Here is a 23,403-nt window from a genome sequence, read left to right as displayed (position 1 = left end):
GGCTGATCAGACTCCAGCGGGCGTACGGGTGTCGGCGTCGGACAGGTCGGCCGGGGAGGCCAGGTGGCCCAGTACGGCCGTCGCGGCGGCGACCTGCGGCGACACCAGGTGCGTACGGCCGCCCTTGCCCTGCCTGCCCTCGAAGTTGCGGTTGGAGGTGGACGCGGAGCGCTCACCGGGGGCCAGCTGGTCGGGGTTCATGCCCAGGCACATCGAGCAGCCCGCGTGCCGCCATTCGGCGCCGGCCTCCTTGAAGACCACGTCCAGCCCCTCGGAGACGGCCTGCAGACCGACCCGCACCGAGCCCGGGACGACCAGCATCCGTACGCCGTCGGCGACTTTGCGGCCCCCGACGATCTCGGCGACGGCACGCAGGTCCTCGATCCGGCCGTTGGTGCAGGAACCTACGAAGACGGTGTCCACCTTGATGGAGCGGAGCGCCTGCCCGGCCTCCAACCCCATGTACTCCAGGGCCTTTTCGGCGGCGAGGCGCTCCGAAGCGTCTTCGTACGAAGCAGGGTCGGGGACGTCTGCCGAAAGCGGCGCGCCCTGACCGGGGTTGGTGCCCCAGGTGACGAACGGCGACAGCGCGGCGCCGTCGATGACGACCTCGGCGTCGAATTCCGCGTCCTCGTCGGTGCGGAGCGTCTTCCAGTACTCGACCGCCGCGTCCCAGTCCGCGCCCTCGGGCGCGTGCGGGCGGCCCTTGAGGTACTCGAAGGTGGTCTCGTCGGGAGCGATCATGCCCGCGCGGGCGCCGGCCTCGATCGACATGTTGCAGATGGTCATCCGGGCCTCCATCGAGAGCTTCTCGATGGCGGAACCGCGGTACTCCAGGATGTAGCCCTGGCCGCCGCCCGTACCGATCTTCGCGATGATCGCGAGGATCAGGTCCTTGGCGGTGACGCCCTCGGGCAGCTCGCCGTCGACCGTGATGGCCATGGTCCTGGGGCGGGCCAGCGGCAGCGTCTGGGTGGCCAGCACATGCTCGACCTGCGAGGTGCCGATACCGAAGGCCAGCGCGCCGAAGGCGCCGTGCGTGGAGGTGTGGGAGTCGCCGCAGACGACGGTGGTGCCCGGCTGGGTCAGCCCCAGCTGTGGTCCCACCACGTGGACGACGCCCTGCTCGACGTCGCCCAGCGGGTGCAGCCGCACGCCGAAGTCGGCGCAGTTCTTGCGCAGCGTCTCCAGCTGGACCCGGGAGACCGGGTCGGCGATGGGCTTGTCGATGTCGAGGGTCGGGGTGTTGTGGTCCTCGGTCGCGATGGTGAGGTCGAGGCGTCGCACCTTACGGCCGTTCTGGCGCAGACCGTCGAAGGCCTGCGGGCTGGTCACCTCGTGCAGGAGGTGCAGGTCGATGAAGAGGAGGTCGGGCTCGCCCTCGGCGCGCCGGACGACGTGGTCGTCCCAGACCTTCTCCGCGAGTGTCCTACCCATCGCTTTCCCTCCGGCCGGCCTGTGTGAGCGCCGGCCCATCTAGATAGAGATCTTGTGGAGGCGACCGACCGTACCCCTCGTCCGGGCATTCGCCGCCGGGCCCGTTGGTCGGCGGGCCGCTGTGTCTTCCAGAGTGGCGCGTTCCACCGGAAAATGAACTTGCGTTTCACAGAGTGAGACGCGAGTATCGTTTCATGGACAACAGTAGCGGCGTCGGCGTTCTGGACAAGGCAGCCCTTGTCCTGAGCGCTCTGGAGTCCGGTCCGGCCACCCTCGCGGGTCTGGTCGCGGCGACCGGACTCGCACGACCCACGGCACATCGCCTCGCCGTGGCCTTGGAACACCACCGCATGGTGGCGCGCGACATGCAGGGCCGTTTCATTCTCGGCCCGCGCCTCGCGGAACTGGCGGCGGCAGCCGGCGAGGACCGCCTCCTCGCGACCGCCGGCCCGGTGCTCACGCATCTCCGCGACCTGACGGGCGAGAGCGCGCAGCTCTACCGCCGCCAGGGGGACATGCGCATCTGCGTCGCCGCGGCCGAGCGCCTCTCGGGCCTCAGGGACACGGTCCCGGTCGGCTCGACGCTCACGATGAAGGCGGGCTCGTCGGCCCAGATCCTGATGGCGTGGGAGGAGCCGGAGCGCCTGCACCGCGGCCTCCAGGGCGCCCGCTTCACAGCGACAGCGCTGTCGGGCGTACGACGCCGGGGCTGGGCCCAGTCCATCGGCGAGCGCGAACCGGGCGTCGCGTCGGTCTCCGCCCCGGTGCGCGGCCCGTCGAACCGCGTGGTGGCCGCCGTCTCGGTCTCCGGCCCCATCGAGCGCCTGACCAGGCACCCCGGCCGCATGCACGCCCAGGCGGTCATCGACGCGGCGGCCCGCTTGTCGGAGGCGCTGCGCCGCACTGGCTGAGCAGCAGAGACGTACGCCCCCGGGAGCCGGCCGGCCTCAACGCCGCGGCAGGCCGTTCCCGGGGGCACTTCCATGACAGGGGCGATGCCCCACCCACCCGGGGCGCGGGGAACTGCGCGACAAGCCACAGAGCACTCGCACTCACACCCCCGCAGAACCCCTACCGCGTCGACCGGTGAGCGAACCGCTCCTTGCCGGACCGCCCCCGCCGCTCCAGCGGCAGCACTCCGTGCGCCGCCGCCAGCCCGAACGCGGGCATGTCCGCGTAGATCGACTCGTAGGACCCCTCGGGCACGACATACGTCTCGTGCCACAGCCCCACGTGCTGCCGGATCTTCCCCTCCCGCTCCTTGCGGTTGAGGCGCGACCACGCCTTGTGGTGGAACATGTCCGACGCCGCGGCGTACGCGTACAGCTTTTCCCTCGACTCCCAGTACTGGACGACGTAGTACGTCCTCGGCGACGCCGTCAGCAGGACGTACTTGAGCAGTCCACGCGACGGATCCTTCTTCAGTTCCCGCAGCATCCGCGGCATGGCGGTGAGCACCGGCACCCAGTGATGCACGGCCCAGAAGTGGTTGATGCGCGTCCCGATGAGCAGGACGACGACCTCCCCCTCGGCCGCCGCCGTCGTGCGGCCCGCGTTGGGCTTCGCGAACATGACACCTCCCCGTCGGGCCGTCGGCCCCCATTGGCTAGCGGCACTATCCGACCACCGCGTGCTTGGATCGTGCCGTCGTCCGAGGAAAGGCGCAAGACATGCGGCTGGCGGAGTTGAGCGAGCGCAGCGGTGTGTCCACCGCGACGATCAAGTACTACCTGCGCGAAGGCCTGTTGGCACCCGGCCGGCAGATCAACACGACGACCGCGGAGTACGACGAGGGTCATCTGCGCCGGCTGCGACTGGTGCGCGCGCTGATCCAGGTGGGCCGTATACCCGTCGCCACCGCCCGTGAGGTGCTCGGCCATGTCGACGACGACTCCCTGGGCCGTACGATCCGCCTGGGCGCGGCCCTGTGGGCGCTGCCGCAGGGCCCCGAGCCGGACGACGCCGACCCGGCCGTGGTCGCCGCCCGCCGGGAGGTGGACCGGCTGCTGACGGGCCTCGGCTGGGAGACCGCGCGCGAGCTGAGCCCCCTCTCCCCCGTGCACCGCTCACTGGTCGTGGCAGTGGCCGCGCTGATCCGGCTGGGGTATCCCTGGAACGCCGAACTGATGGCGCCGTACGCGGAGTTGATGCACCAGGTGGCGAACCAGGACCTGGACTATCTGGAGATGCACGCGTCGGAGGCGGAGCGGGTCGAGACAGCGGTGGCGGCGACGGTGCTCTTCGAGCCGGTCCTCACGGCACTGCACCGGCTGGCCCAGGAGGAGGAGTCGGCACGTCGGTACGGGCTCTAGGCGAGGAGCACGGCCGTACTGCCGCAAATGCAAAGTGGCCCCCCGCCGAAGCGGAGGGCCATCTGCACTGACGTACCCCCGACCGGATTCGAACCGGCGCTACTGCCGTGAGAGGGCAGCGTGCTAGGCCGCTACACAACGGGGGCGAGGATCTTGCAAGCGTTCAAACTACATCGCCGCAGATCGAGCTGGTCTACCTGGACTCGAACCAAGAATGACGGTACCAGAAACCGTAGTGTTGCCAATTACACCATAGACCAAGGTGATTCACAGTAAAACGTACCCCCGACCGGATTCGAACCGGCGCTACTGCCGTGAGAGGGCAGCGTGCTAGGCCGCTACACAACGGGGGCCCTAGCGATCCTGCGTGAGAGTCAGCGGGTGCGACCCGTACTGACCCTCCGGGAAGGATCTGTACCCCCGACCGGATTCGAACCGGCGCTACTGCCGTGAGAGGGCAGCGTGCTAGGCCGCTACACAACGGGGGCTTGTGTGGAGTCTGATCTCCACGGGTGCAGATTTGAAGCAATCTGCGAGCTGGCCTACCTGGACTCGAACCAAGACTAACGGAACCAGAAACCGTCGTGCTGCCAATTACACCATAGGCCACTGGAACGCGAGCCCCTGCGGAGCTCTTGTTCTAGCGTGCGCCTCCGGTTCCCGGCCCTTTCGGCCCGCTCTCCGGCGGCGCAGGAAGAACATTACCCGAAGGTGGACGGCGCTCCAAAACGGGTATCGGCGCCGAGGAGCGCGGGGAGTTCGGCGAGCGAGGCGATCCGGTGCGGGCCCCCGGGGGCACGTTCGACGACGCCGAGGCCGCCGCGGTCGATCCACACGGACAGCATTCCGGCGTCTACCGCACCCCGCCCGTCGATGTCGGGGTGATCCCCGACGTACGCCACCTGCCCCGGCGGCAGGTCCAGGGCCTCGCAGGCCGCGTGGAAGGCCTGGGCGTCCGGCTTGTGGACGCCCAGCTCGGCCGCGCACAGGACGGACTCGAAGCGGTCGCGTACGCCGAGGACACGCAACTTGCGGTCCTGCACGAGAAGGCTGGAGTTGGAGAGCACCCCGTGCCGGTGACTGGCGGCGAGGAGGTCGAGGACGGGCAGTACGTCCGGGAAGAGCGCCCAGGCGGCCTCGTAGTGCCCGATGTACCGGTCGAACCAGGCGTCGGCCTCCGCGTCGGTGAGCTCCGCGCCCAGGAACACGCGCACCCGCTCCCGGCGCTGCCCCTGGAAGTCGGTCTCCCCCGCCGCGAACCGTGCCCACTGCCGGTCGGTGACCTCCCGCCACCGCACCAGGGCCTCCTCGACGGTCCCGTACCCGTCGAGCAGCCCCTCGGCCACGAGCTGCTCGCGCATGCCGGTGCGATCTGCCGTGGTGTAGTCGAAGAGGGTGTCGTCGATGTCCCAGACGACGGCTCGGATCGTCATGACAGGGACGGTAGCGCGGGCTGGAACACTCAGGGCATGAACGAGTACCGCGCCCAGTTCACCGTCGAGGCCCGTGCGACGCTCGACGACCTGCCCGCAGAACGCCGGTCCCGGCTCGACAGGGCCGTTCGGATACTGGCCCGCGATCCCTTCCACAAGGCATCGACGGCGCAGCTCGGCCCTGACGAACACCTGCGGAAGGCGTACGTGGCCCCTGGTGTGATGTTGCAGTACGTGGTGGCGGCGGCCGTCATGGTCGTCGTCGCCGTGGAAATCTTCGAGGAGAGCGCCTATCTCGTCGACGAGAACGACGCCGTCTGAGGCGAACGCGTGAGTGGCGGCACCCGGGATTCCGGGTGCCGCCCCTCACATGTGTTCCGGGGTCACGCCGCCAGACGGGTCAGGGCCGCGTCGATCCGTGCCAGTGTCTTCTCCTTGCCCAGGATCTCCAGGGACTCGAAGAGGGGCAGGCCGATCGTGCGGCCGGTGACGGCCACGCGGACCGGGGCCTGGGCCTTGCCGAGCTTGAGGCCGTGGGCCTCGCCGGCGGCCAGGACGGCCTCCTTCAGGGACTCGGCGGAGGACCAGTCGGCGGCCTCCAGCTTCTCCCTCGCCGTGATCAGCAGGGCGTCGCTGCCCTCCTTCATCGCCTTCGCCCAGGACGCCTCGTCGGAGGCGGGCTCGGGCAGGAACAGGAAGTCGACGTTGTCCGTGATCTCCGAGAGGACCTTGAGGCGGGTCTGGGCGTGCGGCGCGATCGCCTGCCACTTCGTCTCGTCGAAGTCCTCCGGCGCCCAGGGCGCGAAGGGGGCCTGCAGCCAGGGCGCGCAGCGCCGTGTGAAGTCCTTCACGTCGAGGAGGCGGATGTGGTCGGCGTTGATCGCCTCGCACTTCTTGAGGTCGAAGCGGGCCGGGTTGGGGTTGACGTCCGACACGTCGAAGGCGGCGACCATCTCGTCGATGGTGAAGATGTCCTGGTCGGCCGAGAGGGACCAGCCCAGCAGGGAGAGGTAGTTGAGCAGGCCCTCCGGAAGGAAGCCGCGCTCCCGGTAGAGGTTCAGGCTCGACTCGGGGTCGCGCTTCGAGAGCTTCTTGTTGCCCTCGCCCATCACGTACGGCAGGTGCCCGAAGTCCGGTACGGACTTCGCGATGCCCAGTTCGGTCAGCGCCTTGTAGAGGGCGATCTGCCTCGGTGTCGACGACAGGAGGTCCTCGCCGCGCAGGACGTGCGTGATCTCCATCAGCGCGTCGTCGACCGGGTTGACCAGCGTGTACAGGGGTGCGCCGTTGGCTCGGACGATCCCGTAGTCCGGGACGTTCTCCGGGGTGAAGGTCAGTTCGCCGCGGACCAGGTCCGTGAAGGTGATCGTCTCGTCGGGCATCCGGAAGCGGACGATCGGCGTACGGCCCTCGGCGGTGTACGCGGACACCTGCTCGTCGGTCAGCTCGCGGCAGTGGCCGTCGTAGCCGGAGGGCCGGCCGGCGGCGCGGGCTGCGTCGCGGCGGGTGTCCAGTTCCTCGGTGGAGCAGTAGCAGTAGTACGCGTGGCCGGCCTTCAGGAGCCTGGCCGCGACGTCCTTGTAGATGTCCATGCGCTGCGACTGGCGGTACGGCGCGTGCGGACCGCCCACCTCCGGGCCCTCGTCCCAGTCGAAGCCGAGCCAGCGCAGCGAGGCCAGCAGCTGCTCGTACGACTCCTCGGAGTCGCGGGCCGCGTCGGTGTCCTCGATGCGGAAGACGAACGTGCCGCCGGTGTGGCGGGCGTAGGCCCAGTTGAACAGGGCCGTACGGACCAGGCCCACGTGGGGGTTACCGGTGGGCGACGGGCAGAACCGTACTCGGACGGCGGGGGCGGGTGCGCTAGCCACGCTTGACAACCTTGTTGGTGAGAGTGCCGATGCCTTCGATGGTGACGGCGACCTCGTCGCCGACGGTGAGCGGTCCGACGCCTGCCGGGGTGCCCGTGAGGATCACGTCGCCGGGGAGCAGCGTCATGGCCTCGGTGATGTTGACGATCAGATCCTCGATGGAGTGGATCATCTCGCTGGTGCGGCCGAGTTGGCGTTGCTCGCCGTTGACCGTGAGCTGGATCGTCAGGTCGGACGGGTCGAGGTCCGTCTCCACCCAGGGGCCGAGGGGGCAGCTGGTGTCGAAGCCCTTGGCCCGCGCCCACTGCTTCTCGCGCTTCTGTACGTCCCGCGCGGTGATGTCGTTGGCGCAGGTGTAGCCGAGGATGACGTCCTTGACGCGCTCGCGCGGGACCTCGCGGCACATCCGGCCGATGACCACGGCGAGTTCGGCCTCGTGGTGCAGTTCCTCGGAGAAGGAGGGGTACTGGATGTCGTCGCCGGAGCCGATCACCGAGGTGGACGGCTTGAAGAAGGCGAACGGGGCGTCGGGCACCTCGTTGCCGAGTTCCTTCGCGTGCTCCGCGTAGTTGCGGCCGTAGGCGACGACCTTGTTGGGGAGCACCGGCGGCAGCAGCCGGACCTTGTCGAGGGGGACCTTCGTGCCGGAGAGCTCGAAGTCGGCGAACGGGATGCCCTTGATGATGTCGAGGACTAGTTCGTCCGGCTTGTCACCCTCGACCGCGCCGAAGGCGACGTTCCCGTCGATGGAGAATCTGGCGATGCGCACGGGATTCCTGCGCCCCTCTGCTGGTCCGGCTGGAGTCTGACGGTCCAGGCTAACGCGCCGCGGGCGGGCGCCTCGCGCAATAAGCGAGGGCGCCCGTGACCTTCGTACGGCGGAGAACCGGGTACGAGGGGCACGGGCGCCCTTGACACACAGACATTCGCGGGGTCCGCCCTGAGCAACCGGGCGGACTCGTGCGTACTACTCCGCGACGGAGGCCGCGACCGGGGCGTCCATGAGGATGGTGCGGCGGGGGTTGGCGGTCTGGGTGGGGAGGTCTACGGAGTGCTCCGGCTGCTCGACGGGCGTCAGCTCGTCGGCGTCCGTCAGGTGCGCCAGCGTCGTGCGCCGCGGGTTTGCGATGTTGCGGAACATCGTCGTCGTCTTCACTGTTGTAGTCCTCGACCCTGTCGTGTCCGGGCACTCGGCGCGGCTGGAAGCCGCTGTCCGCGCGCGGGTTGTCGGATTCGCCATCCCTGTAAAGCGTCAGGCTAAACATGCGATTCCCTGGGGAAGTCACGGAGACCCCTTGAACGGCGTGTGAGTTTCCTCACGAATCCATGGGCAAAACGGTCAATTCCGACCTCTACCCTCCCTCCATGAAACGGACATTGCCTCACTGAAGCCCGCATTCCGCTCCTGATCATGGCGACCTGGACACCGCCCACACCCCCGCGACGCATCGAAATTCGCCCGGTATGTACGGAATCGCCTTCTACACCTCGTGACTGAGCACTCACGAGGTGTCATCGTCGTCACACCGTGACCCATTGGCCTTGTTGGAGATCCGGCACTGTGCTGGAATTCCACGGACCGCCGCGGGAATCGAGCCGGCGCACAGGGGGCGCGAAGCAGCGCCGAGCGGCGGCACGTTAGGGGGAACCGCGCCGGGTTACTCACGACCACCATGGGGGGCGCATTTCAGGGCGCCCCTTATACGCCGACACCGTCCGTCCGTTCACGCGGAAGGACGCCTGGTCCAGAGGTTGCGACGCTAGTGCAGGGACGTTTCAAGAGGGATGGCAGCGCTTCGGCGGAGCCGGAGCCACACAACGGAACCGGTAACGGTTCCTCCCCCCAGCACGCCCAGACCCCGGGCCAGCCAGCTCTGACCGGCGACAACGGCGAGCGGTCGACGCGCCCTGGCAGTGGTGTGCCCGGCGGACCCGGCCAGAAGGGCGCCACCGGTGGGCCCGCGGCCGCCCCGCCGCCCGTGAAGCCCGCCAAGGGTCCCAGCGGCCCCGGCACGCGAATAGCTCTGCGCAACTGGCGAATCTCGACCCGCCTCGTCTCGCTGCTCGCCCTCCCCGTGGTCGCGGCGACCTCGCTCGGTGCCCTGCGCATCAGCGACAACATGGACGACATCCAGCAGCTCGACAACATGCGGCTGCTGACCGACATCACCAAGCAGGCGACCGAGCTCTCCGCCGCGCTCCAGGAAGAGCGCGACCAGTCGGCCGGCCCCCTCGCGCACGGCGCGTCGGCCAACGACCTGGGCGTCAAGGGCGTACGGGACAAGACCGACCGGGCCCTCGCCAACTTCATCGACGGCTCCGAGGAGATCGACGCCGCCAGCAAGAAGGGCACCCTCAGCGGTGTCCGTGACAGCCTGGTGGGTCTGGTCAGCGAGCTGAGCAACCTCAGCGACATCCGCAGCAAGGCCTACGACGACCCGGACAACTCCACGCAGACGGTCGAGGCCTACCACCGGCTCGTCACCCAGCTGCTCGACCTCTCCCAGGACATGGCCGAGGCGACCAGCAACCCCGAGATGATCACGCGTACCCGCTCGCTGGCCGCCTTCTCGTCGGCCAAGGAATACGCGTCCATCCAGCGTGCGGTCATCGCCGCCGCACTGCCCGAGGACCCCGCGAAGTCCGGCAGGCTCACGGAGAACGACCGGCTCTACGCCGAGTCGGCCCTGAACAGCCAGGACTCCGAGCTCGAGAGCTTCAAGAGCATCTACGGCGACGGCGCCGAGGATCTCCTCAAGCCGATCGACGACGGCAGCCCGACGATCACGGCGGCCGACCTCTACGCCAAGCGCATCCTGCAGAGCAGGGACGGCCTCCAGACGCTGCAGAAGCGCACCTACAAGGACTGGGTCGACGACGACTCGGCGAAGATCCAGCAGATGAAGACCATCGAGCTGACGCTGCTCAACGAGATGGAGCAGAAGGCTCGTGCGCTGCGCCAGGACGCCGAGCAGGAAGCGATCATCTCGGGTGCGCTGATCCTGCTCGTGCTCGGTGTATCGCTGGTCGGCGCCTTCGTCGTGGCCCGCTCCATGATCCGCTCGCTGCGCCGGCTCCAGGACACCGCGACCAAGGTCGCCCAGGACCGGCTGCCCGAGCTGGTCAAGCAGCTGTCCGAGTCCGACCCGCAGGACGTCGACACCTCCGTCGAGTCGGTCGGTGTGCACTCCCGGGACGAGATCGGCCAGGTGGCCGCGGCCTTCGACGACGTGCACCGCGAGGCCGTCCGACTGGCCGCCGAGCAGGCCCTCCTGCGAGGCAACGTCAACGCGATGTTCACCAACCTCTCGCGCCGCTCCCAGGGCCTCATCCAGCGTCAGCTGTCGCTCATCTCCGAACTGGAGTCCCGCGAGGCCGACCCGGACCAGCTGTCCTCCCTTTTCAAGCTCGACCACCTCGCGACCCGTATGCGCCGGAACGGCGAGAACCTTCTCGTCCTCGCCGGTGAGGAGCCCGGCCGCCGCTGGACCCGTCCGGTCCCGCTGGTCGACGTGCTGCGCGCCGCGGCCTCCGAGGTGGAGCAGTACGAGCGCATCGAGCTCTCCTCGGTCCCGACCACCGAGGTCGCCGGCCGGGTCGTCAACGACCTCGTGCACCTGCTCGCCGAGCTGCTCGAGAACGCCACGTCGTTCTCCTCCCCGCAGACCAAGGTCAAGGTCACCGGTCACGCGCTGCCCGACGGCCGCGTGCTGATCGAGATCCACGACACCGGCATCGGCCTCTCCCCCGAGGACCTCGCGGCGATCAACGAGCGGCTCGCCGCGCCGCCCACCGTGGACGTGTCGGTCTCCCGCCGCATGGGTCTGTTCGTGGTCGGCCGCCTCTCGCAGCGCCACGGCATCCGTATCCAGCTGCGACCCTCCGACTCCGGTGGTACGACCGCGCTGGTCATGCTCCCCGTCGATGTCGCCCAGGGCGGCAAGAAGCCCGCTCCGGGCAAGCCCGGTCAGGGCGGTGCCCCCGTGGGCGGTCCCGCCGCCGCGCAGGCCGCCGCCGGTGTGGCCGCGGCCCGCCGGGGCGGTGGCCAGGGCGCTCCCGCCGGTGGCGGGCTCCTCGGCGCCGGTGCGGCGCCGCGTGGTCAGGTCGGCTCCGGCCAGGGTGCGCGCGCCGCGCTGCCCGGCCGGGACGCGGGCGGTCGCCCGGGTGCGGCCCCGCGTGGACCGCAGGGTCCGGGCGCTCCTCAGCAGGGCGGCAGGCCGGCTCCGGCCGGGGCCGGCGCGGGCGGCTTCGGCGGTCAGGCGCCGGGTGCCCCGCAGGGCCTCCAGGCGGCCGGCGGCTTCGGCGACGGTCAGGGCGGACGCCAGGGCCAGGACGCCTTCGGCAACACCAACGGTCGCCAGGACGCCTTCGGCGGCTCCCGTGCCCCCGTACCCCCGCAGCGCGGGGAGGGTCAGGGCGGCGGGCGCCGTCCGCAGCTCCCGCCGCGGGGCGGTACGCGTCCCGAGCTGCCCGGCGGCAACGCGCCGTCGCGGCCGAGCTGGAGCGACGAGAACGCGCAGCCTCCGGTGCCGCGTGCCTCGCTGGACACCCCGCGCGGTCACGAGGAGCCGGACGCCACCTCACGGATGCCGCGCATCGACGACCGGGGCGGTCCGGCCGCGACCTCCGAGATGCCGGCGATCCCCCGCATCGACGATCTGCAGAATCCGGCGGCCACCTCCGAGTTCGCCCGCCCCGACTACAACGCCCCGCGTCCCGGCGGCCCTTCGGACACCGGCCAGTTCCCGTTGCCCGGCTACAACGGCTCCGGCGACATGGGCGGCCAGCAGAACGGGTCGTACGTCCGCTCGGACGTCTTCGGCACGCCGCCCGGCGGCCAGCCCGGCCCGCAGAACACAGGGCAGTTCACTCCGCCGTCGTACGACAACAGCTCGACGGGCCAGTTCCCGGCGCCGACCGGGTACGACTCCGGCTCGACCGGCCAGTTCCCCGCGCCCTCCGGTTTCGACAACCGGGGCCCGGTGCCGCGCCGTCAGCAGGACCCGTCGTCCACCGGCCAGTTCGAGCGCCCGCAGCCGGGCGCCGGCCGTGGCCCCGCGGACTTCGGCGGCTCCCGGCCGCCGGTCCCGCCGCGCCCGCCGCAGCCGGAGGCCCTGCCGCCGGCGAGCGGCCCCGGTGACGGACGGACCCCGCTGTACGACACCCTGGAGACCAACTGGTTCCACGGGCAGGGTCAGCAGGGCCAGCCGCAGAACGGCCGGCCGCAAACCAACGGCACCAGCAGCAGCGGCAATGGCAGCAGCAACGGTTCGGCGCCCTCGCAGCCGTCCGCCGCGGCCACTCCCCCGCGTCCGGCGGCCGCGCCGGCCTCGACCGGCTCCTGGCGCACCTCGCCGAACGACGAGCTGGTCCGGCAGGCCGAGCGGGTCCGCCAGCCGGCCGCCGGTGGCGTCACTACTTCCGGCCTTCCGCGCCGGGTCCCGCGTGCGAACCTCGTACCGGGTACGGCTCAGCAGCAACAGCACCAAAGCGGTCCGGCGGTCTCGCGTGCGCCCGATGACGTGCGCGGCCGGCTGACCAACCTCCGTAGGGGCATCGCCCAGGGTCGGCAGGCCGGTACCGGCTCCGACCAGACGGGCAGCTTCCCCAGCCCCACTCACCAGCAGGAGCGATAGTTGAGCCAGATGAGCCAGGCGGCACAGAACCTCAACTGGTTGATAACCAACTTCGTGGACAACACCCCCGGTGTGTCCCACACCGTCGTCGTGTCCGCCGACGGTCTCCTTCTGGCGATGTCGGAAGGCTTCCCGCGGGACCGCGCCGACCAGCTCGCCGCGGTCGCGTCCGGGCTCACCTCGCTCACCGCGGGTGCCTCGCGCATCTTCGAGGGCGGGACGGTGGCCCAGACGGTCGTCGAGATGGAGCGCGGGTTCCTCTTCCTCATGTCCGTCTCGGACGGATCGTCGCTCGCGGTCCTCTCCCACCCGGACTGCGACATCGGCCTCGTCGGCTACGAGATGGCGCTCCTGGTCGACCGGGCGGGCGCCGTGCTCACCCCGGATCTGCGCGCCGAACTACAGGGCAGTCTGCTCCACTGACCGTTCCGGATCCACCCGTCTCACCAAAACACCGTCCGGCCGCCACATCTCCCCCACCGGCCCTGTCAGACGGCACGACTGACCGACGCTGTCCCGCCCGGAGGACTCATGACCCCGCCCACCGCCTCTCATGATCCGTACGCTCATACGTACGAGGACGAGGGCGACCAGCCGCTGGTAAGGCCGTACGCCATGACCGGCGGCCGGACCCGGCCGCGCTACCAGCTCGCCATCGAGGCGCTGATCAGCACGACGGCCGATCCGGCCCAGCTGATGGGACTGCTGCCCGAGCACCAGCGCATCTGCCACCTGTGCCGTGAGGTCAAGTCGGTGGCAGAGGTGTCGGCGCTCCTCGCCATGCCGCTCGGTGTGGCCCGCATCCTCGTCGCGGACCTCGCCGAGGCCGGACTGGTCGCCATCCACCAGCCGGGCGGCGACGAGAACAACGGCGGTGCACCAGCGGTGACACTGCTCGAAAGGGTGCTCAGTGGACTTCGCAAGCTCTGACGGGGGCCGGGCCACCACCTCCGCGAAGATCGTGGTCGCGGGTGGCTTCGGCGTGGGCAAGACCACGTTCGTGGGTGCCGTCTCGGAGATCAACCCGCTGCGTACCGAGGCCGTGATGACATCGGCCTCCGCGGGTATCGACGACCTCACGCACACCGGGGACAAGACCACCACCACGGTGGCCATGGACTTCGGCCGTATCACCCTGGACCAGGACCTGATCCTGTACCTCTTCGGTACGCCGGGCCAGGACCGGTTCTGGTTCATGTGGGACGACCTGGTGCGCGGCGCGATCGGCGCCGTGGTCCTGGTCGACACCCGCCGGCTCGCGGACTGTTTCCCCGCGGTCGACTACTTCGAGAACAGCGGCCTGCCGTTCGTCATCGCCCTCAACGGCTTCGACGGGCACCAGCCGTACAACCCCGAAGAAGTGCGCGAGGCGCTCCAGATCGGCCCGGACGCCCCGATCATCACGACGGACGCCCGGCACCGCTCGGATGCCAAGAGTGCGCTGATCACGCTGGTCGAGCACGCCCTCATGGCGCGCCTGAGGTAGCCAAATCCGCGATGCCGTACGCCAGTTGTCGTAGATACACCGGAGCCGGCTGTGGCCTTTGACACGGTCGGCCCCGGTCTTCATAACGTTTCGACAGAGATATCTGGTGGTATGGCCACGCGTCGCGGTCACCTGGTCTCGCTGCGCTCACATAAGCCCCGTCTTTTGACGGGGCTCGTTCTTTATGACCGTTTTATCTGGGGCTTACATCGCTATGGATCTTCGCATTCCGACGTTTGGAAGAGCGAAGGCCTACGTGCTGGAATGCCTGAACTGCCTAATAGTCAAAGACGTACCCCTGTAGAGGGGTCTTGACTTACCGGGCTCTGAGACACTGCGGCACAACGTTGGTGCCTTCCGCCGAGAGGTTGTTGGTCGAGTGAGGCGAAGCAAGAACGGTCCCGAGCCGTCGGCCCGGGGCAACTTCACCCCGCCGCCGCGCGGAGCGGCGTCCGCCGCTGCGCCCGGCTCGGAGCCGATGGCGCCACCCGCTCCGAGCGGCAGCCGTTTCTCCCCGCGCAACTGGCGCGTGCCGACCAGGCTGAACGCGATCCTGCTCATACCCGTGGTGGTCGGCCTGATCATGGGCGGCTTCCAGGTGAAGAGCTCGATCGACACCTGGCAGCAGGCCGAGGACGCGGAGAAGACCGCGCGTCTCGTGCAGGCCGCCCTGGTCTACGGTGACGCCCTCTTCCAGGAGCGCGACATCACCGCTGAGCCCCTGCTCGCGGGCGACGGCGAGGACGACCCCACGGTCGTCAAGGCCCGCGCGGTCACCGACAAGGCCGCCGAGGCGTTCGACGTCGCCTCGCGGAACATCCCGCAGCGGGCGAGCCTCGAGCGCCGCCTGAAGCTGTTCCGTGACGTCGAGCCCCAGCTGGCGACGGTCCGGGAGACCGCCTACACCTCCAAGCGCCAGGGCGTGGACTCCGAGGAGAGCTACACCCTCCTCACCCACAGCCTGATGGAGTTCTCCAACGAGCTGGGCCTGGGTACGGGCAACAAGACCTACTCGACCGCCTACGGCCGGATCGTGTACGCGCTCTCCCTCACCAAGGCCGCGGCGTCGCTCGAGCGGGCCATCGGCATTCACCTGCTGGTCAACCCCGGTCCCGGCCAGAGCAGCTTCCAGCGCCAGCGCATCGCCCTCACCTCGTACGCGTACCTCGAGAAGATCGCCATCGCGGAGTACATCGGTGGCGGTACCCCCGAGGACGCCAAGAAGCTGGAGGACGCGTCCGCCCAGGCCACGGCTCAGGGCAAGGAGATGGCCGAGCAGGCCGCCCAGGCCGCCGCGGCCAAGGGCGCGACGTACGTCCCGCCGCCGTCCGACCCGAACGCGATGCTCGCGGCTATCGCCGCGCTCCCCTCGACGGACAGCGACGCCCGCGCCGAGCTCGCGGCCAAGGGCATCACCACGCAGAACTGGTGGGCGGTCAACACCCTCAAATACAACATGTACCTGAAGCTGGAGTCGGGGCTCTCCCAGAGCGCGGTGAACGAGGCCGCCTCGATCTCCGACGACGCCAAGCAGGACGCGATCATCGTGGGTGCGGCCGTCGTGGTCGCGCTGCTCGCCGCGTTCATCCTGGCCGGCATGGTGGCCCGCCAGATGAGCCGCTCGATGCGCCAGCTGCGCAACGCGGCCTTCGGTATCGCCGAGCAGCGCCTGCCGATGCTGGTCGACCAGCTCTCGCGCACCGACCCCGGTCGCGTCGACACCCGCGTCGCCGCCATCCCCATCAACACCACGGACGAGATCGGCGAGGTCGCCCGCGCCTTCGACCAGGTCCACCGCGAGGCGGTCCGGCTGGCCGCCGAGCAGGCCCTGCTGCGGGGCAACATCAACGCGATCTTCACCAACCTCTCGCGCCGCAACCAGTCCCTGATCGAGGGCCAGCTGACCCTGATCACCGACCTGGAGAACAACGAGGCCGACCCGGACCAGCTGGAGAACCTCTTCCGTCTGGACCACCTCGCGACCCGTATGCGCCGCAACGGCGAGAACCTCCTCGTCCTCGCCGGCGAGGAGCCCGGTCGCCGCTGGGACCAGCCGGTCCCGCTGGTCGACGTCCTGCGCGCCGCCTCCTCCGAGGTGGAGCAGTACGAGCGCGTCGAGCTGTCGGGCGTACCGGAGGCCGAGATCCACGGCCGTGCGGTCACCGACCTCGTCCACCTGCTGGCGGAGCTGCTGGAGAACGCCACGACGTTCTCGTCCCCGCAGACCAAGGTCCGGGTGACGGCGACCCGTCTCCCCGACGGCCGGGTCATGGTCGAGATCCACGACAAGGGCATCGGCCTCACCGCCGAGGACTTCGCGGACATCAACCACAAGCTGGCCAACCCGCCGACCGTGGACGCCGCGATCTCCCAGCGCATGGGCCTGTTCGTGGTCGGCCGGCTGTCCGACCGGCACGGCATCCGCGTCCAGCTCCGTCCCTCGGGCGAGCAGGCCGGTACGACCTCGCTGGTCATGCTCCCGGACGCCATCACCCACGGTGGCGGTGGCGAGCAGCAGATGCAGCGCGACGAGTTCACCGTCTCGCAGATCATCCCCGAGCAGCAGAACTACGTCGGCGAGAACTTCCAGCCCGCCCAGGTGCAGCCGATGCGTACGGCGGCCGAGCTCGGCTTCGACGACAGCCGCTACACCGAGGTCCCCGACGACATCCGTGAGCTGGACCCGGTGGGCCGCTCCCTGATGCGTGAGGAGCGCCGGGCGCAGCTGGAGGCCCAGACGCACCCCGAGTCGGCCCCGCACGAGGCCATCGAGGCCCCCGCGTACGGCGACGACTTCACGGCCGCGCCGAACGGCCAGAGCCCGGCCCTGGAGGAGCCCTTCGCGGGCTTCGACCAGCAGACGGCCTACGAGGAGCGGCAGCAGCCGTCGTACGAGGAGCCGTACTTCAACGGGAGCAACGGCTACCCGCAGACGGACGACTTCCCGGCGGTCGGCAGCGACTACCCGGCGGCCAACGGCTACCCGTCCTCGAACGGCAACGGCAACGGCAACGGCGGCTACCCGGAGCCCGCGTACGCGGAGCCCGCCCAGGAGGAGCCCGCGCCGGCCCACGCCTCCGCCCCGGAGGGCTTCTCGGCCTTCGAGGAGCGGCGCTACCAGGACGACTGGCCGCAGCCGGACGGTTACCAGAACGGGCACCACTCCGAGTACGCTCCGGATTCGGAATCCGCGCAGGCCGCTGACGTGAGTGAGCGGAATCACGTAGGCTTCGAGCGTCCGGGACCGGCGCCTTCCGCCGCCCACACGCTGACCGATGCCGGGCTCCCCCGCCGCGGATCCACCGCGAGCGGCACCAGCAACGGCACCACCCGTCAGCACGTGGGCCAGGAGACTCCGGCACCGGCACCCGCGGAGCACAACGGCACCGCGAACGGCAACGGAACCGGTCCCGACGACTGGCGCTCGGCGAACGACGAGCGCTGGCAGCAGGCCTCACAGCTCCGCAAGCCCAAGGCGGGCGGGGTTACCTCCTCCGGCCTGCCGCGTCGGGTACCGAAGGCCAACCTGATCGAGGGTGCCGCGGAAGCGACTCCCCAGGGCGGCCCGTCGGTCTCCCGCGCCCCCGAGGACATCCGGGGCAGGTTGAGCAACCTGCGCCGGGGTGTCCAACGAGGACGCACCGCAGGCAGTGAGACGAACGGCCAGGCCACCAGGAATCACCACGGTGGGCCTGACAGCACCTACAACCAGGAGCGTTAGTGTGAGCCCGATGAGCCAGGCGGCGCAGAACCTTAACTGGTTGATCACCAACTTCGTGGACAACACCCCCGGGGTGTCGCACACGGTGGTGGTCTCCGCCGACGGACTCCTTCTGGCGATGTCCGAAGGCTTTCCGCGAGACCGTGCGGACCAGCTCGCCGCTGTCGCCTCCGGTCTGACCTCTCTCACCGCGGGTGCCTCGCGCATCTTCGAGGGCGGCAGCGTGAACCAGACGGTTGTGGAGATGGAGCGGGGATTCCTGTTCATCATGTCCGTGTCCGACGGTTCGTCCCTCGCGGTGCTTGCACATCCGGAGGCCGACATCGGTCTCATTGGGTACGAGATGGCGCTTCTGGTCGACCGTGCCGGCACGGTCCTGACACCCGATCTGCGTGCGGAGCTCCAAGGGAGCCTTCTCAACTAACAGTCAGACAGTGCGTTTTGGCGTCTCGGGGCGGTAGGTTTCGGACGCGGCTCCACAGTGATGCGGTGCCCGGCACAGTCGGAGGAGGAGAAGAAAGTGGCAACACCCCCAGGCGGTTCGCCCTCGGGCAATTGGTCGTACGGCCCTGGCCAGGGTCAGGGCCAGGGTGACCAGAACCGGTACAACTTCCCCTCCGCACCCAGCCACCGTCGGCAGCAGCCGTACGCGCCCCAGCACCCGCAGGGTCCCGGGCCGTCGCCGTACGACCAGCCGCCGTCGCCCCGCATCCAGCCCGTGCAGCCGCAGCGCCGCTCCTCGGAGCCTTCCCCCGCAGGGGGGTCGAACAACCCTCTGGTGCGTCCGTACGCCATGACCGGCGGCCGGACCCGCCCGCGCTACCAGCTCGCCATCGAGGCGCTGGTGCACACCACTGCGCAGCCGCACCAGATGCAGGGCCAGTTGCCCGAGCATCAGCGAATCTGCAACCTCTGCCGAGAGATCAAGTCGGTGGCCGAGATCTCGGCGTTGCTGACCATCCCTCTCGGCGTGGCCAGGATCCTCGTCGCCGACTTGGCGGAGGCAGGCCTGGTCGCCATTCATCAGCCCGGCGGCGACGAGAGCGCCGGCGGCCAGCCAGACGTGACTTTGCTCGAAAGGGTGCTCAGTGGACTTCGCAAGCTCTAGCGGAGGGCCTTCCCGCTCCACCACGTCCGCGAAAATCGTGGTGGCGGGCGGCTTCGGCGTGGGTAAGACCACGTTCGTCGGGGCCGTCTCGGAGATCAATCCGCTGCGTACCGAGGCCGTGATGACGTCCGCGTCCGCGGGGATCGACGACCTTACGCACACCGGGGACAAGACGACGACGACCGTCGCCATGGACTTCGGCCGTATCACCCTGGACCAGGACCTGATCCTGTACCTCTTCGGTACGCCCGGCCAGGACCGGTTCTGGTTCATGTGGGACGACCTGGTGCGCGGTGCGATCGGGGCGATCGTCCTCGTTGACACGAGGCGCCTTGCCGACTGTTTCCCCGCTGTCGATTACTTCGAGAACTCGGGGCTTCCGTTCGTCATCGCCCTGAACGGGTTCGACGGCAACCAGCCGTACAACCCGGACGAGGTCCGGGAGGCTCTGCAGATCGGGCCGGATACTCCGATCATCACGACGGACGCCCGGCATCGGGCGGATGCGAAGTCGGCGCTCATCACTCTGGTGGAGCACGCGTTGATGGCTCGCTTGCGGTAGTTGTCGTGCGGCCAATGGGCTGCCTCGGACGGTTGTACGCCGTCTGCGGCAGCCCTTCGGCTTGTCGCGCAGTTCCCCGCGCCCCTGAGAGCAGCCCCGCCTTTTCAGGGGCGCGGGGAACTGCGCGCGACAAGCCCCCACGGCCCGCAGCCGACACACATACGAAACGGCCCCCCTCCCGCATCACGGAAGGGGGGCCGTTTCAAAACCCAGGCTCAGTGCCAGCTGTGCGGGGCGCGGAAGCCGCCCTCGCGCTCCAGGCGGCGCCAGCCGGCCTTGGGGCGGCGGTGGGCCGCGGGAGCCGCCGGGGCCGCTGCCGCGCGGGCCAGGAGGATGGCCGTGATGGCGGCGACTTCCTCGGGCTCGGCATGGCCCTTCTCGACGCGAATGTCAGAGGTGTTCATAGGTCACAGTCTCCGTGAGAGAGGTTTCCGCGGGGGGACCGCGAAGGATCCGCTGGGTTACCGAGTGGGATCACTGCGGGGGGTTGCCGTGCTTTCGCGAGGGCAGGTCGGCGTGCTTGGTGTGCAGCATCGCGAGCGACCTGATGAGCACCGAGCGCGTCTCGGCCGGGTCGATGACGTCGTCGACCAGACCGCGCTCGGCGGCGTAGTAGGGGTGCATCAGCTCGGACTTGTACTCCTTGACCATCCGAGCCCTCATCGCCTCGGAGTCCTCGGCATCCGCGATCTGGCGGCGGAAGATGACGTTGGCGGCACCTTCGGCGCCCATCACGGCGATCTCGTTCGTCGGCCAGGCGTAGGTGAGGTCAGCGCCGATGGACTGGCTGTCCATGACGATGTACGCGCCTCCGTACGCCTTGCGCAGGATCAGCGAGATCCTCGGGACGGTCGCGTTGCAGTAGGCGTAGAGCAGCTTCGCGCCGTGCCGGATGATTCCGCCGTGCTCCTGGTCGACGCCCGGCAGGAAGCCGGGGACATCCAGCAGCGTGACGATCGGGATGTTAAAAGCGTCGCACATCTGGACAAATCGTGCAGCTTTTTCCGACGCCTCGATGTCCAGGACCCCGGCGAGACTCTGCGGCTGGTTGGCGACGATGCCGACGACCTGGCCGTCGAGGCGGCCGAGCGCGCAGATGATGTTGCGGGCCCAACGCTCGTGGATCTCGAGGTAGTCGCCGTCGTCGACGATCTCCTCGATGACCTTGGCCATGTCGTACGGCCGGTTGCCGTCGGCCGGTACGAGGTCCAGCAGGACGTCGCTGCGCCGGTCGGCGGGGTCCTCGGACGCGACGCGCGGCGGGTTCTCGCGGTTGTTCTGCGGGAGCATCGCGAGGAGGTAGCGGACCTCGGCGATGCAGGTCTCCTCGTCGTCGTACGCGAAGTGCGCCACGCCGCTGGTCTCGGCGTGCACGTCGGCGCCGCCGAGGCCGTTCTGGGTGATCTCCTCGCCGGTGACCGCCTTGACGACGTCCGGACCGGTGATGAACATCTGCGAGGTCTCGCGGACCATGAAGACGAAGTCGGTGAGGGCGGGCGAGTAGGCCGCGCCGCCCGCACACGGGCCGAGCATCACGCTGATCTGCGGGATGACGCCGGAGGCCTTGGTGTTGCGCTGGAAGATGCCGCCGTACCCGGCGAGGGCACTGACGCCCTCCTGGATACGGGCGCCGGCGCCGTCGTTGAGCGACACCAGCGGGGCCCCGGCCGCGATGGCCATGTCCATGATCTTGTGGATCTTCGTGGCGTGGGCCTCACCCAGCGCGCCACCGAAGATACGAAAGTCATGGGCGTACACGAAGACCGTACGGCCTTCCACCGTGCCCCAGCCGGTGATGACGCCGTCCGTGAACGGCCGCTTCGCCTCCAGACCGAACCCGGTCGCCCGGTGCCGGCGCAACTGCTCGACCTCGTTGAAAGAGCCCTCGTCGAGGAGCAGCTCGATGCGCTCCCGGGCGGTCAGCTTGCCCTTGGCGTGCTGCGCCGCGGTGGCCTTCTCGCTGGGGCCGGCCAGGGCCTGCGCACGGATCTCGTGCAGCTCGGCCACGCGCCCGCGTGCGTCCGTCGGTTCCACCGTCGGCTCGCCCGCGAGCTCACCCTGCGCCTCATCCAAAACGGTCATGTAGCGACCATACGAAGCCGAGCAAGAAAACCGGCCCGTCGACTCCGTACAGTCTCCGGCGCGTTTTCCTGGTACCCCTGAACAGAACAACGCCGGGATGCAGCCGACCCGACTGCTCAGGGGGCGTACGGGTTGTAGGGGTCACACAAAGGCGTCGCATCGGCGCCCACAATCTACCCGACTGGACTACACCACTCGGAGTAACGTCGCCCACACTCCACCGACACAGTTGAATATTGAACAGGATGGGTCTACGGTGGCCCTTGTCGAACTGATTCAACGTTCAACGACTTCGGTACCTCGTCCCCAAGGAGCCACGCCATGAGCATCTTCGGCCGCAAGAACACCGCTTACGGCGACACCGCCACCTCGTCCGTGACGACCGCCGTGGCCCCCGAGCTCGCCGCGCTCACCGGCGACTACACGATCGACCCGTCCCACACGACGATCGGCTTCGTCGCCCGGCACGCCATGGTGACGAACGTCAAGGGCAGCTTCAAGGAGTTCGAGGGCACCCTCCACCTGGACGGCACCGACCCCTCGGCCTCGACGGCGTCCCTCGACATCAAGATGGACAGCATCGACACGGGGTCCGCCGGCCGCGACGGCCACCTGAAGAGCGCCGACTTCTTCCGCACGGACGAGTTCCCGACGATGACCTTCCGCTCCACCAAGGCGGAGTCCCTGGGCGGCGAGGACTACCGCATCACCGGTGACCTGGAGATCCTCGGCACCATCAAGCAGATCTCCATCGACCTGGAGTTCAACGGCGCGGCGAAGGACCCCTTCGGCAACGAGCGCGTGGGCTTCGAGGGCAAGGCGGAGATCCTCCGCTCGGAGTGGGGCCTGACGTGGAACGCGGCGCTGGAGACGGGCGGGGTCCTGGTGTCCGACAAGATCAAGCTGAACTTCGACATCTCGGCCATCAGGAACGCGTGACACGACACGTGCCGAGCCGCCGGCATCCACGGAGTGGAAACGAACCGCCCGCCTGGTCAGTTCTCGACCGGGCGGGCGGACGTGTCTGGCGGACTTGTACTGCCGGGAGTGAGGGTCACACGGGCGTGGTGGGAGTCAATCAGGCCGGAAACCGTCCCACACGCTTGACAGTTCATGCCAAGCGCAACAGGGTCTGCTTGATAGTTCAAGTTGCCCCCCCCACAGGCATTCGCCAAGTCATCCAGATCGGGACATCCTCTCGCCAGTTGGAGACGTCATGCGCCCCACACACCCCCACAGCCGCACCCTCCGCACGGCCCGGTCCGCCGGCCTGACCGCCCTGCTCGCCGTCGCCTGTGCCGCCGCGCTCGCCGCGGCGCCCACGGCGTCAGCGGCGTCGATGGCGGAAGCTGCCGCCCCCACGGCCACACTCACCGCCGACGTACCGGTCTTCGCCCGAGGGGCAGGCATGTCCGTCGTGGCTTTCGGCAGCCTCCAGATCGACGACGGCACCACCGTCACGTGCATAAACAACGGCTCGCCCTCCGGCGCCTCGCCCCGGATCATCTACGCCACCACCTACCAGGTCGCCGCAGGCACCGCCTACCGCGTCTCCGCCTGGGAGAGCGGCAACTGTGACGCGTACATCCCGCAGTGGGGAGCCCGGACGCAGTCCCTCGGCGGCGTGACCGTCACCCCCTCGAACGCCGACGTCGCCGACGGTGTCTACCGCGTCACGATCCCGTAGTCACGGCGGGACCGGAAATCTCCTCGCGGGCGGCGCGCGGATCGTTCACGCGGCCCGCGAGGAGTGCCGGG

General features: G+C 69.3%; 21 protein-coding genes and 5 tRNA genes. 13 read left to right on the top strand and 13 right to left on the bottom strand.

Annotation, left to right across the window (positions count from 1 at the left end):
- Window positions 1-6 precede the first annotated feature (6 nt).
- Window positions 7-1,437 (bottom strand): 3-isopropylmalate dehydratase large subunit, encoded by a 1,431-nt coding sequence (gene leuC, locus PV396_RS29230; protein WP_319209687.1) that lies wholly within the window; start codon window positions 1,435-1,437, stop codon window positions 7-9.
- Window positions 1,438-1,631: 194 nt separating this feature from the next.
- On the opposite strand from leuC, the gene ndgR reads away from it, so the two are divergent.
- The gene (ndgR, locus tag PV396_RS29225; RefSeq protein WP_210588063.1) at window positions 1,632-2,348 is read left to right on the top strand and encodes an IclR family transcriptional regulator NdgR; all 717 of its coding nucleotides are present in this window, start codon (window positions 1,632-1,634) and stop codon (window positions 2,346-2,348) included.
- A gap of 160 nt (window positions 2,349-2,508) precedes the next feature.
- Here the strand turns inward: ndgR and PV396_RS29220 are convergent, their stop codons facing one another.
- Entirely contained in the window at window positions 2,509-3,009 is a 501-nt protein-coding gene (locus PV396_RS29220) for a DUF4188 domain-containing protein (RefSeq protein ID WP_319209682.1), read from the bottom strand.
- Window positions 3,010-3,107: 98 nt separating this feature from the next.
- On the opposite strand from PV396_RS29220, the gene PV396_RS29215 reads away from it, so the two are divergent.
- On the top strand, window positions 3,108-3,749 hold the full coding sequence (locus PV396_RS29215; RefSeq protein ID WP_319209680.1) for a MerR family transcriptional regulator: 642 nt from the start codon (window positions 3,108-3,110) through the stop codon (window positions 3,747-3,749).
- Between the two features lie 73 nt (window positions 3,750-3,822).
- Here PV396_RS29215 and PV396_RS29210 read toward each other — a convergent pair.
- The 6 genes from PV396_RS29210 to PV396_RS29185 form a co-directional block, all read right to left on the bottom strand.
- Window positions 3,823-3,895, bottom strand: a tRNA-Glu gene (locus PV396_RS29210).
- 42 nt (window positions 3,896-3,937) lie between these two features.
- A tRNA-Gln gene (locus tag PV396_RS29205) sits at window positions 3,938-4,009 on the bottom strand.
- A gap of 20 nt (window positions 4,010-4,029) precedes the next feature.
- A tRNA-Glu gene (locus tag PV396_RS29200) sits at window positions 4,030-4,102 on the bottom strand.
- Between the two features lie 62 nt (window positions 4,103-4,164).
- Window positions 4,165-4,237 (bottom strand) — tRNA-Glu (locus tag PV396_RS29195).
- Window positions 4,238-4,286: 49 nt separating this feature from the next.
- Window positions 4,287-4,358, bottom strand: a tRNA-Gln gene (locus PV396_RS29190).
- A 92-nt stretch (window positions 4,359-4,450) separates the two neighbouring features.
- On the bottom strand, window positions 4,451-5,182 hold the full coding sequence (locus PV396_RS29185) for an HAD family hydrolase (RefSeq protein WP_319209677.1): 732 nt from the start codon (window positions 5,180-5,182) through the stop codon (window positions 4,451-4,453).
- 36 nt (window positions 5,183-5,218) lie between these two features.
- On the opposite strand from PV396_RS29185, the gene PV396_RS29180 reads away from it, so the two are divergent.
- Window positions 5,219-5,503 carry a hypothetical protein gene (locus PV396_RS29180; RefSeq protein WP_319209675.1) on the top strand — a complete coding sequence of 95 codons (285 nt, stop codon included), beginning with the start codon at window positions 5,219-5,221 and terminating at the stop codon, window positions 5,501-5,503.
- A 62-nt stretch (window positions 5,504-5,565) separates the two neighbouring features.
- Here the strand turns inward: PV396_RS29180 and gltX are convergent, their stop codons facing one another.
- From gltX to PV396_RS29165, 3 genes are all read right to left on the bottom strand, one after another.
- Window positions 5,566-7,050 (bottom strand): glutamate--tRNA ligase, encoded by a 1,485-nt coding sequence (gene gltX / locus PV396_RS29175; RefSeq protein WP_319209672.1) that lies wholly within the window; start codon window positions 7,048-7,050, stop codon window positions 5,566-5,568.
- Entirely contained in the window at window positions 7,043-7,819 is a 777-nt protein-coding gene (locus tag PV396_RS29170; RefSeq protein ID WP_319209669.1) for a fumarylacetoacetate hydrolase family protein, read from the bottom strand. The genes gltX and PV396_RS29170 overlap by 8 nt, the downstream gene beginning before the upstream one ends.
- A gap of 198 nt (window positions 7,820-8,017) precedes the next feature.
- Window positions 8,018-8,206, bottom strand: a complete 189-nt coding sequence (locus PV396_RS29165) for a hypothetical protein (protein WP_006379594.1) — start codon at window positions 8,204-8,206, stop codon at window positions 8,018-8,020.
- Between the two features lie 607 nt (window positions 8,207-8,813).
- Here PV396_RS29165 and PV396_RS29160 point away from each other — a divergent pair.
- The 8 genes from PV396_RS29160 (at window position 8,814) to PV396_RS29125 (ending at window position 19,563) form a co-directional block, all read left to right on the top strand.
- Window positions 8,814-12,686 carry a nitrate- and nitrite sensing domain-containing protein gene (locus tag PV396_RS29160; RefSeq protein ID WP_319209666.1) on the top strand — a complete coding sequence of 1,291 codons (3,873 nt, stop codon included), beginning with the start codon at window positions 8,814-8,816 and terminating at the stop codon, window positions 12,684-12,686.
- A gap of 9 nt (window positions 12,687-12,695) precedes the next feature.
- A complete protein-coding gene (locus tag PV396_RS29155; protein ID WP_044471908.1) occupies window positions 12,696-13,109 on the top strand; it encodes a roadblock/LC7 domain-containing protein in 414 nt (137 codons plus the stop codon).
- A 108-nt stretch (window positions 13,110-13,217) separates the two neighbouring features.
- Window positions 13,218-13,616 (top strand): DUF742 domain-containing protein, encoded by a 399-nt coding sequence (locus PV396_RS29150; protein WP_006375303.1) that lies wholly within the window; start codon window positions 13,218-13,220, stop codon window positions 13,614-13,616.
- A complete protein-coding gene (locus PV396_RS29145) occupies window positions 13,597-14,172 on the top strand; it encodes a GTP-binding protein (RefSeq protein WP_006375318.1) in 576 nt (191 codons plus the stop codon). Before PV396_RS29150 ends, PV396_RS29145 begins: the two co-directional genes overlap by 20 nt.
- A 379-nt stretch (window positions 14,173-14,551) precedes the next feature.
- Window positions 14,552-17,893, top strand: coding sequence for a nitrate- and nitrite sensing domain-containing protein (locus PV396_RS29140; RefSeq protein WP_319209661.1), 3,342 nt, complete (start codon window positions 14,552-14,554; stop codon window positions 17,891-17,893).
- 10 nt (window positions 17,894-17,903) lie between these two features.
- Entirely contained in the window at window positions 17,904-18,317 is a 414-nt protein-coding gene (locus tag PV396_RS29135; RefSeq protein ID WP_005479603.1) for a roadblock/LC7 domain-containing protein, read from the top strand.
- 96 nt (window positions 18,318-18,413) lie between these two features.
- Window positions 18,414-19,001, top strand: a complete 588-nt coding sequence (locus PV396_RS29130) for a DUF742 domain-containing protein (protein WP_319209657.1) — start codon at window positions 18,414-18,416, stop codon at window positions 18,999-19,001.
- Window positions 18,982-19,563, top strand: coding sequence for a GTP-binding protein (locus PV396_RS29125; protein ID WP_026248371.1), 582 nt, complete (start codon window positions 18,982-18,984; stop codon window positions 19,561-19,563). The genes PV396_RS29130 and PV396_RS29125 overlap by 20 nt, the downstream gene beginning before the upstream one ends.
- 215 nt (window positions 19,564-19,778) lie before the next feature.
- Here the strand turns inward: PV396_RS29125 and PV396_RS29120 are convergent, their stop codons facing one another.
- Together PV396_RS29120 and PV396_RS29115 are read right to left on the bottom strand one after the other, a co-directional pair.
- On the bottom strand, window positions 19,779-19,967 hold the full coding sequence (locus tag PV396_RS29120; RefSeq protein WP_319209656.1) for an acyl-CoA carboxylase subunit epsilon: 189 nt from the start codon (window positions 19,965-19,967) through the stop codon (window positions 19,779-19,781).
- Between the two features lie 70 nt (window positions 19,968-20,037).
- Window positions 20,038-21,645 (bottom strand): acyl-CoA carboxylase subunit beta, encoded by a 1,608-nt coding sequence (locus PV396_RS29115; RefSeq protein WP_319209654.1) that lies wholly within the window; start codon window positions 21,643-21,645, stop codon window positions 20,038-20,040.
- Window positions 21,646-21,966: 321 nt separating this feature from the next.
- Between PV396_RS29115 and PV396_RS29110 the strand changes: the two genes are divergently transcribed.
- Complete coding sequence (locus PV396_RS29110) at window positions 21,967-22,584, top strand: YceI family protein (protein ID WP_319209652.1); 618 nt, start codon at window positions 21,967-21,969, stop codon at window positions 22,582-22,584.
- A gap of 277 nt (window positions 22,585-22,861) precedes the next feature.
- Window positions 22,862-23,332, top strand: a complete 471-nt coding sequence (locus PV396_RS29105; RefSeq protein ID WP_319209649.1) for a hypothetical protein — start codon at window positions 22,862-22,864, stop codon at window positions 23,330-23,332.
- Window positions 23,333-23,403 lie beyond the last annotated feature (71 nt).

It is taken from the genome of Streptomyces sp. ME02-8801-2C, assembly GCF_033793965.1.
GTDB lineage: Bacteria > Actinomycetota > Actinomycetes > Streptomycetales > Streptomycetaceae > Streptomyces.
This window is presented reverse-complemented; position numbering and strand designations above follow the sequence as displayed.

Coding starts and splice junctions, on each gene's coding strand:
- PV396_RS29105 (WP_319209649.1), top strand. CDS start 22,862: ATGCGCCCCACACACCCCCACAGCCGCACCCTCCGCACGGCCCGGTCC.
- PV396_RS29220 (WP_319209682.1), bottom strand. CDS start 3,009: ATGTTCGCGAAGCCCAACGCGGGCCGCACGACGGCGGCGGCCGAGGGG.
- PV396_RS29155 (WP_044471908.1), top strand. CDS start 12,696: ATGAGCCAGGCGGCACAGAACCTCAACTGGTTGATAACCAACTTCGTG.
- PV396_RS29215 (WP_319209680.1), top strand. CDS start 3,108: ATGCGGCTGGCGGAGTTGAGCGAGCGCAGCGGTGTGTCCACCGCGACG.
- PV396_RS29120 (WP_319209656.1), bottom strand. CDS start 19,967: ATGAACACCTCTGACATTCGCGTCGAGAAGGGCCATGCCGAGCCCGAG.
- ndgR (WP_210588063.1), top strand. CDS start 1,632: ATGGACAACAGTAGCGGCGTCGGCGTTCTGGACAAGGCAGCCCTTGTC.
- PV396_RS29115 (WP_319209654.1), bottom strand. CDS start 21,645: ATGACCGTTTTGGATGAGGCGCAGGGTGAGCTCGCGGGCGAGCCGACG.
- PV396_RS29135 (WP_005479603.1), top strand. CDS start 17,904: ATGAGCCAGGCGGCGCAGAACCTTAACTGGTTGATCACCAACTTCGTG.
- PV396_RS29150 (WP_006375303.1), top strand. CDS start 13,218: ATGACCCCGCCCACCGCCTCTCATGATCCGTACGCTCATACGTACGAG.
- PV396_RS29110 (WP_319209652.1), top strand. CDS start 21,967: ATGAGCATCTTCGGCCGCAAGAACACCGCTTACGGCGACACCGCCACC.
- PV396_RS29185 (WP_319209677.1), bottom strand. CDS start 5,182: ATGACGATCCGAGCCGTCGTCTGGGACATCGACGACACCCTCTTCGAC.
- PV396_RS29180 (WP_319209675.1), top strand. CDS start 5,219: ATGAACGAGTACCGCGCCCAGTTCACCGTCGAGGCCCGTGCGACGCTC.
- leuC (WP_319209687.1), bottom strand. CDS start 1,437: ATGGGTAGGACACTCGCGGAGAAGGTCTGGGACGACCACGTCGTCCGG.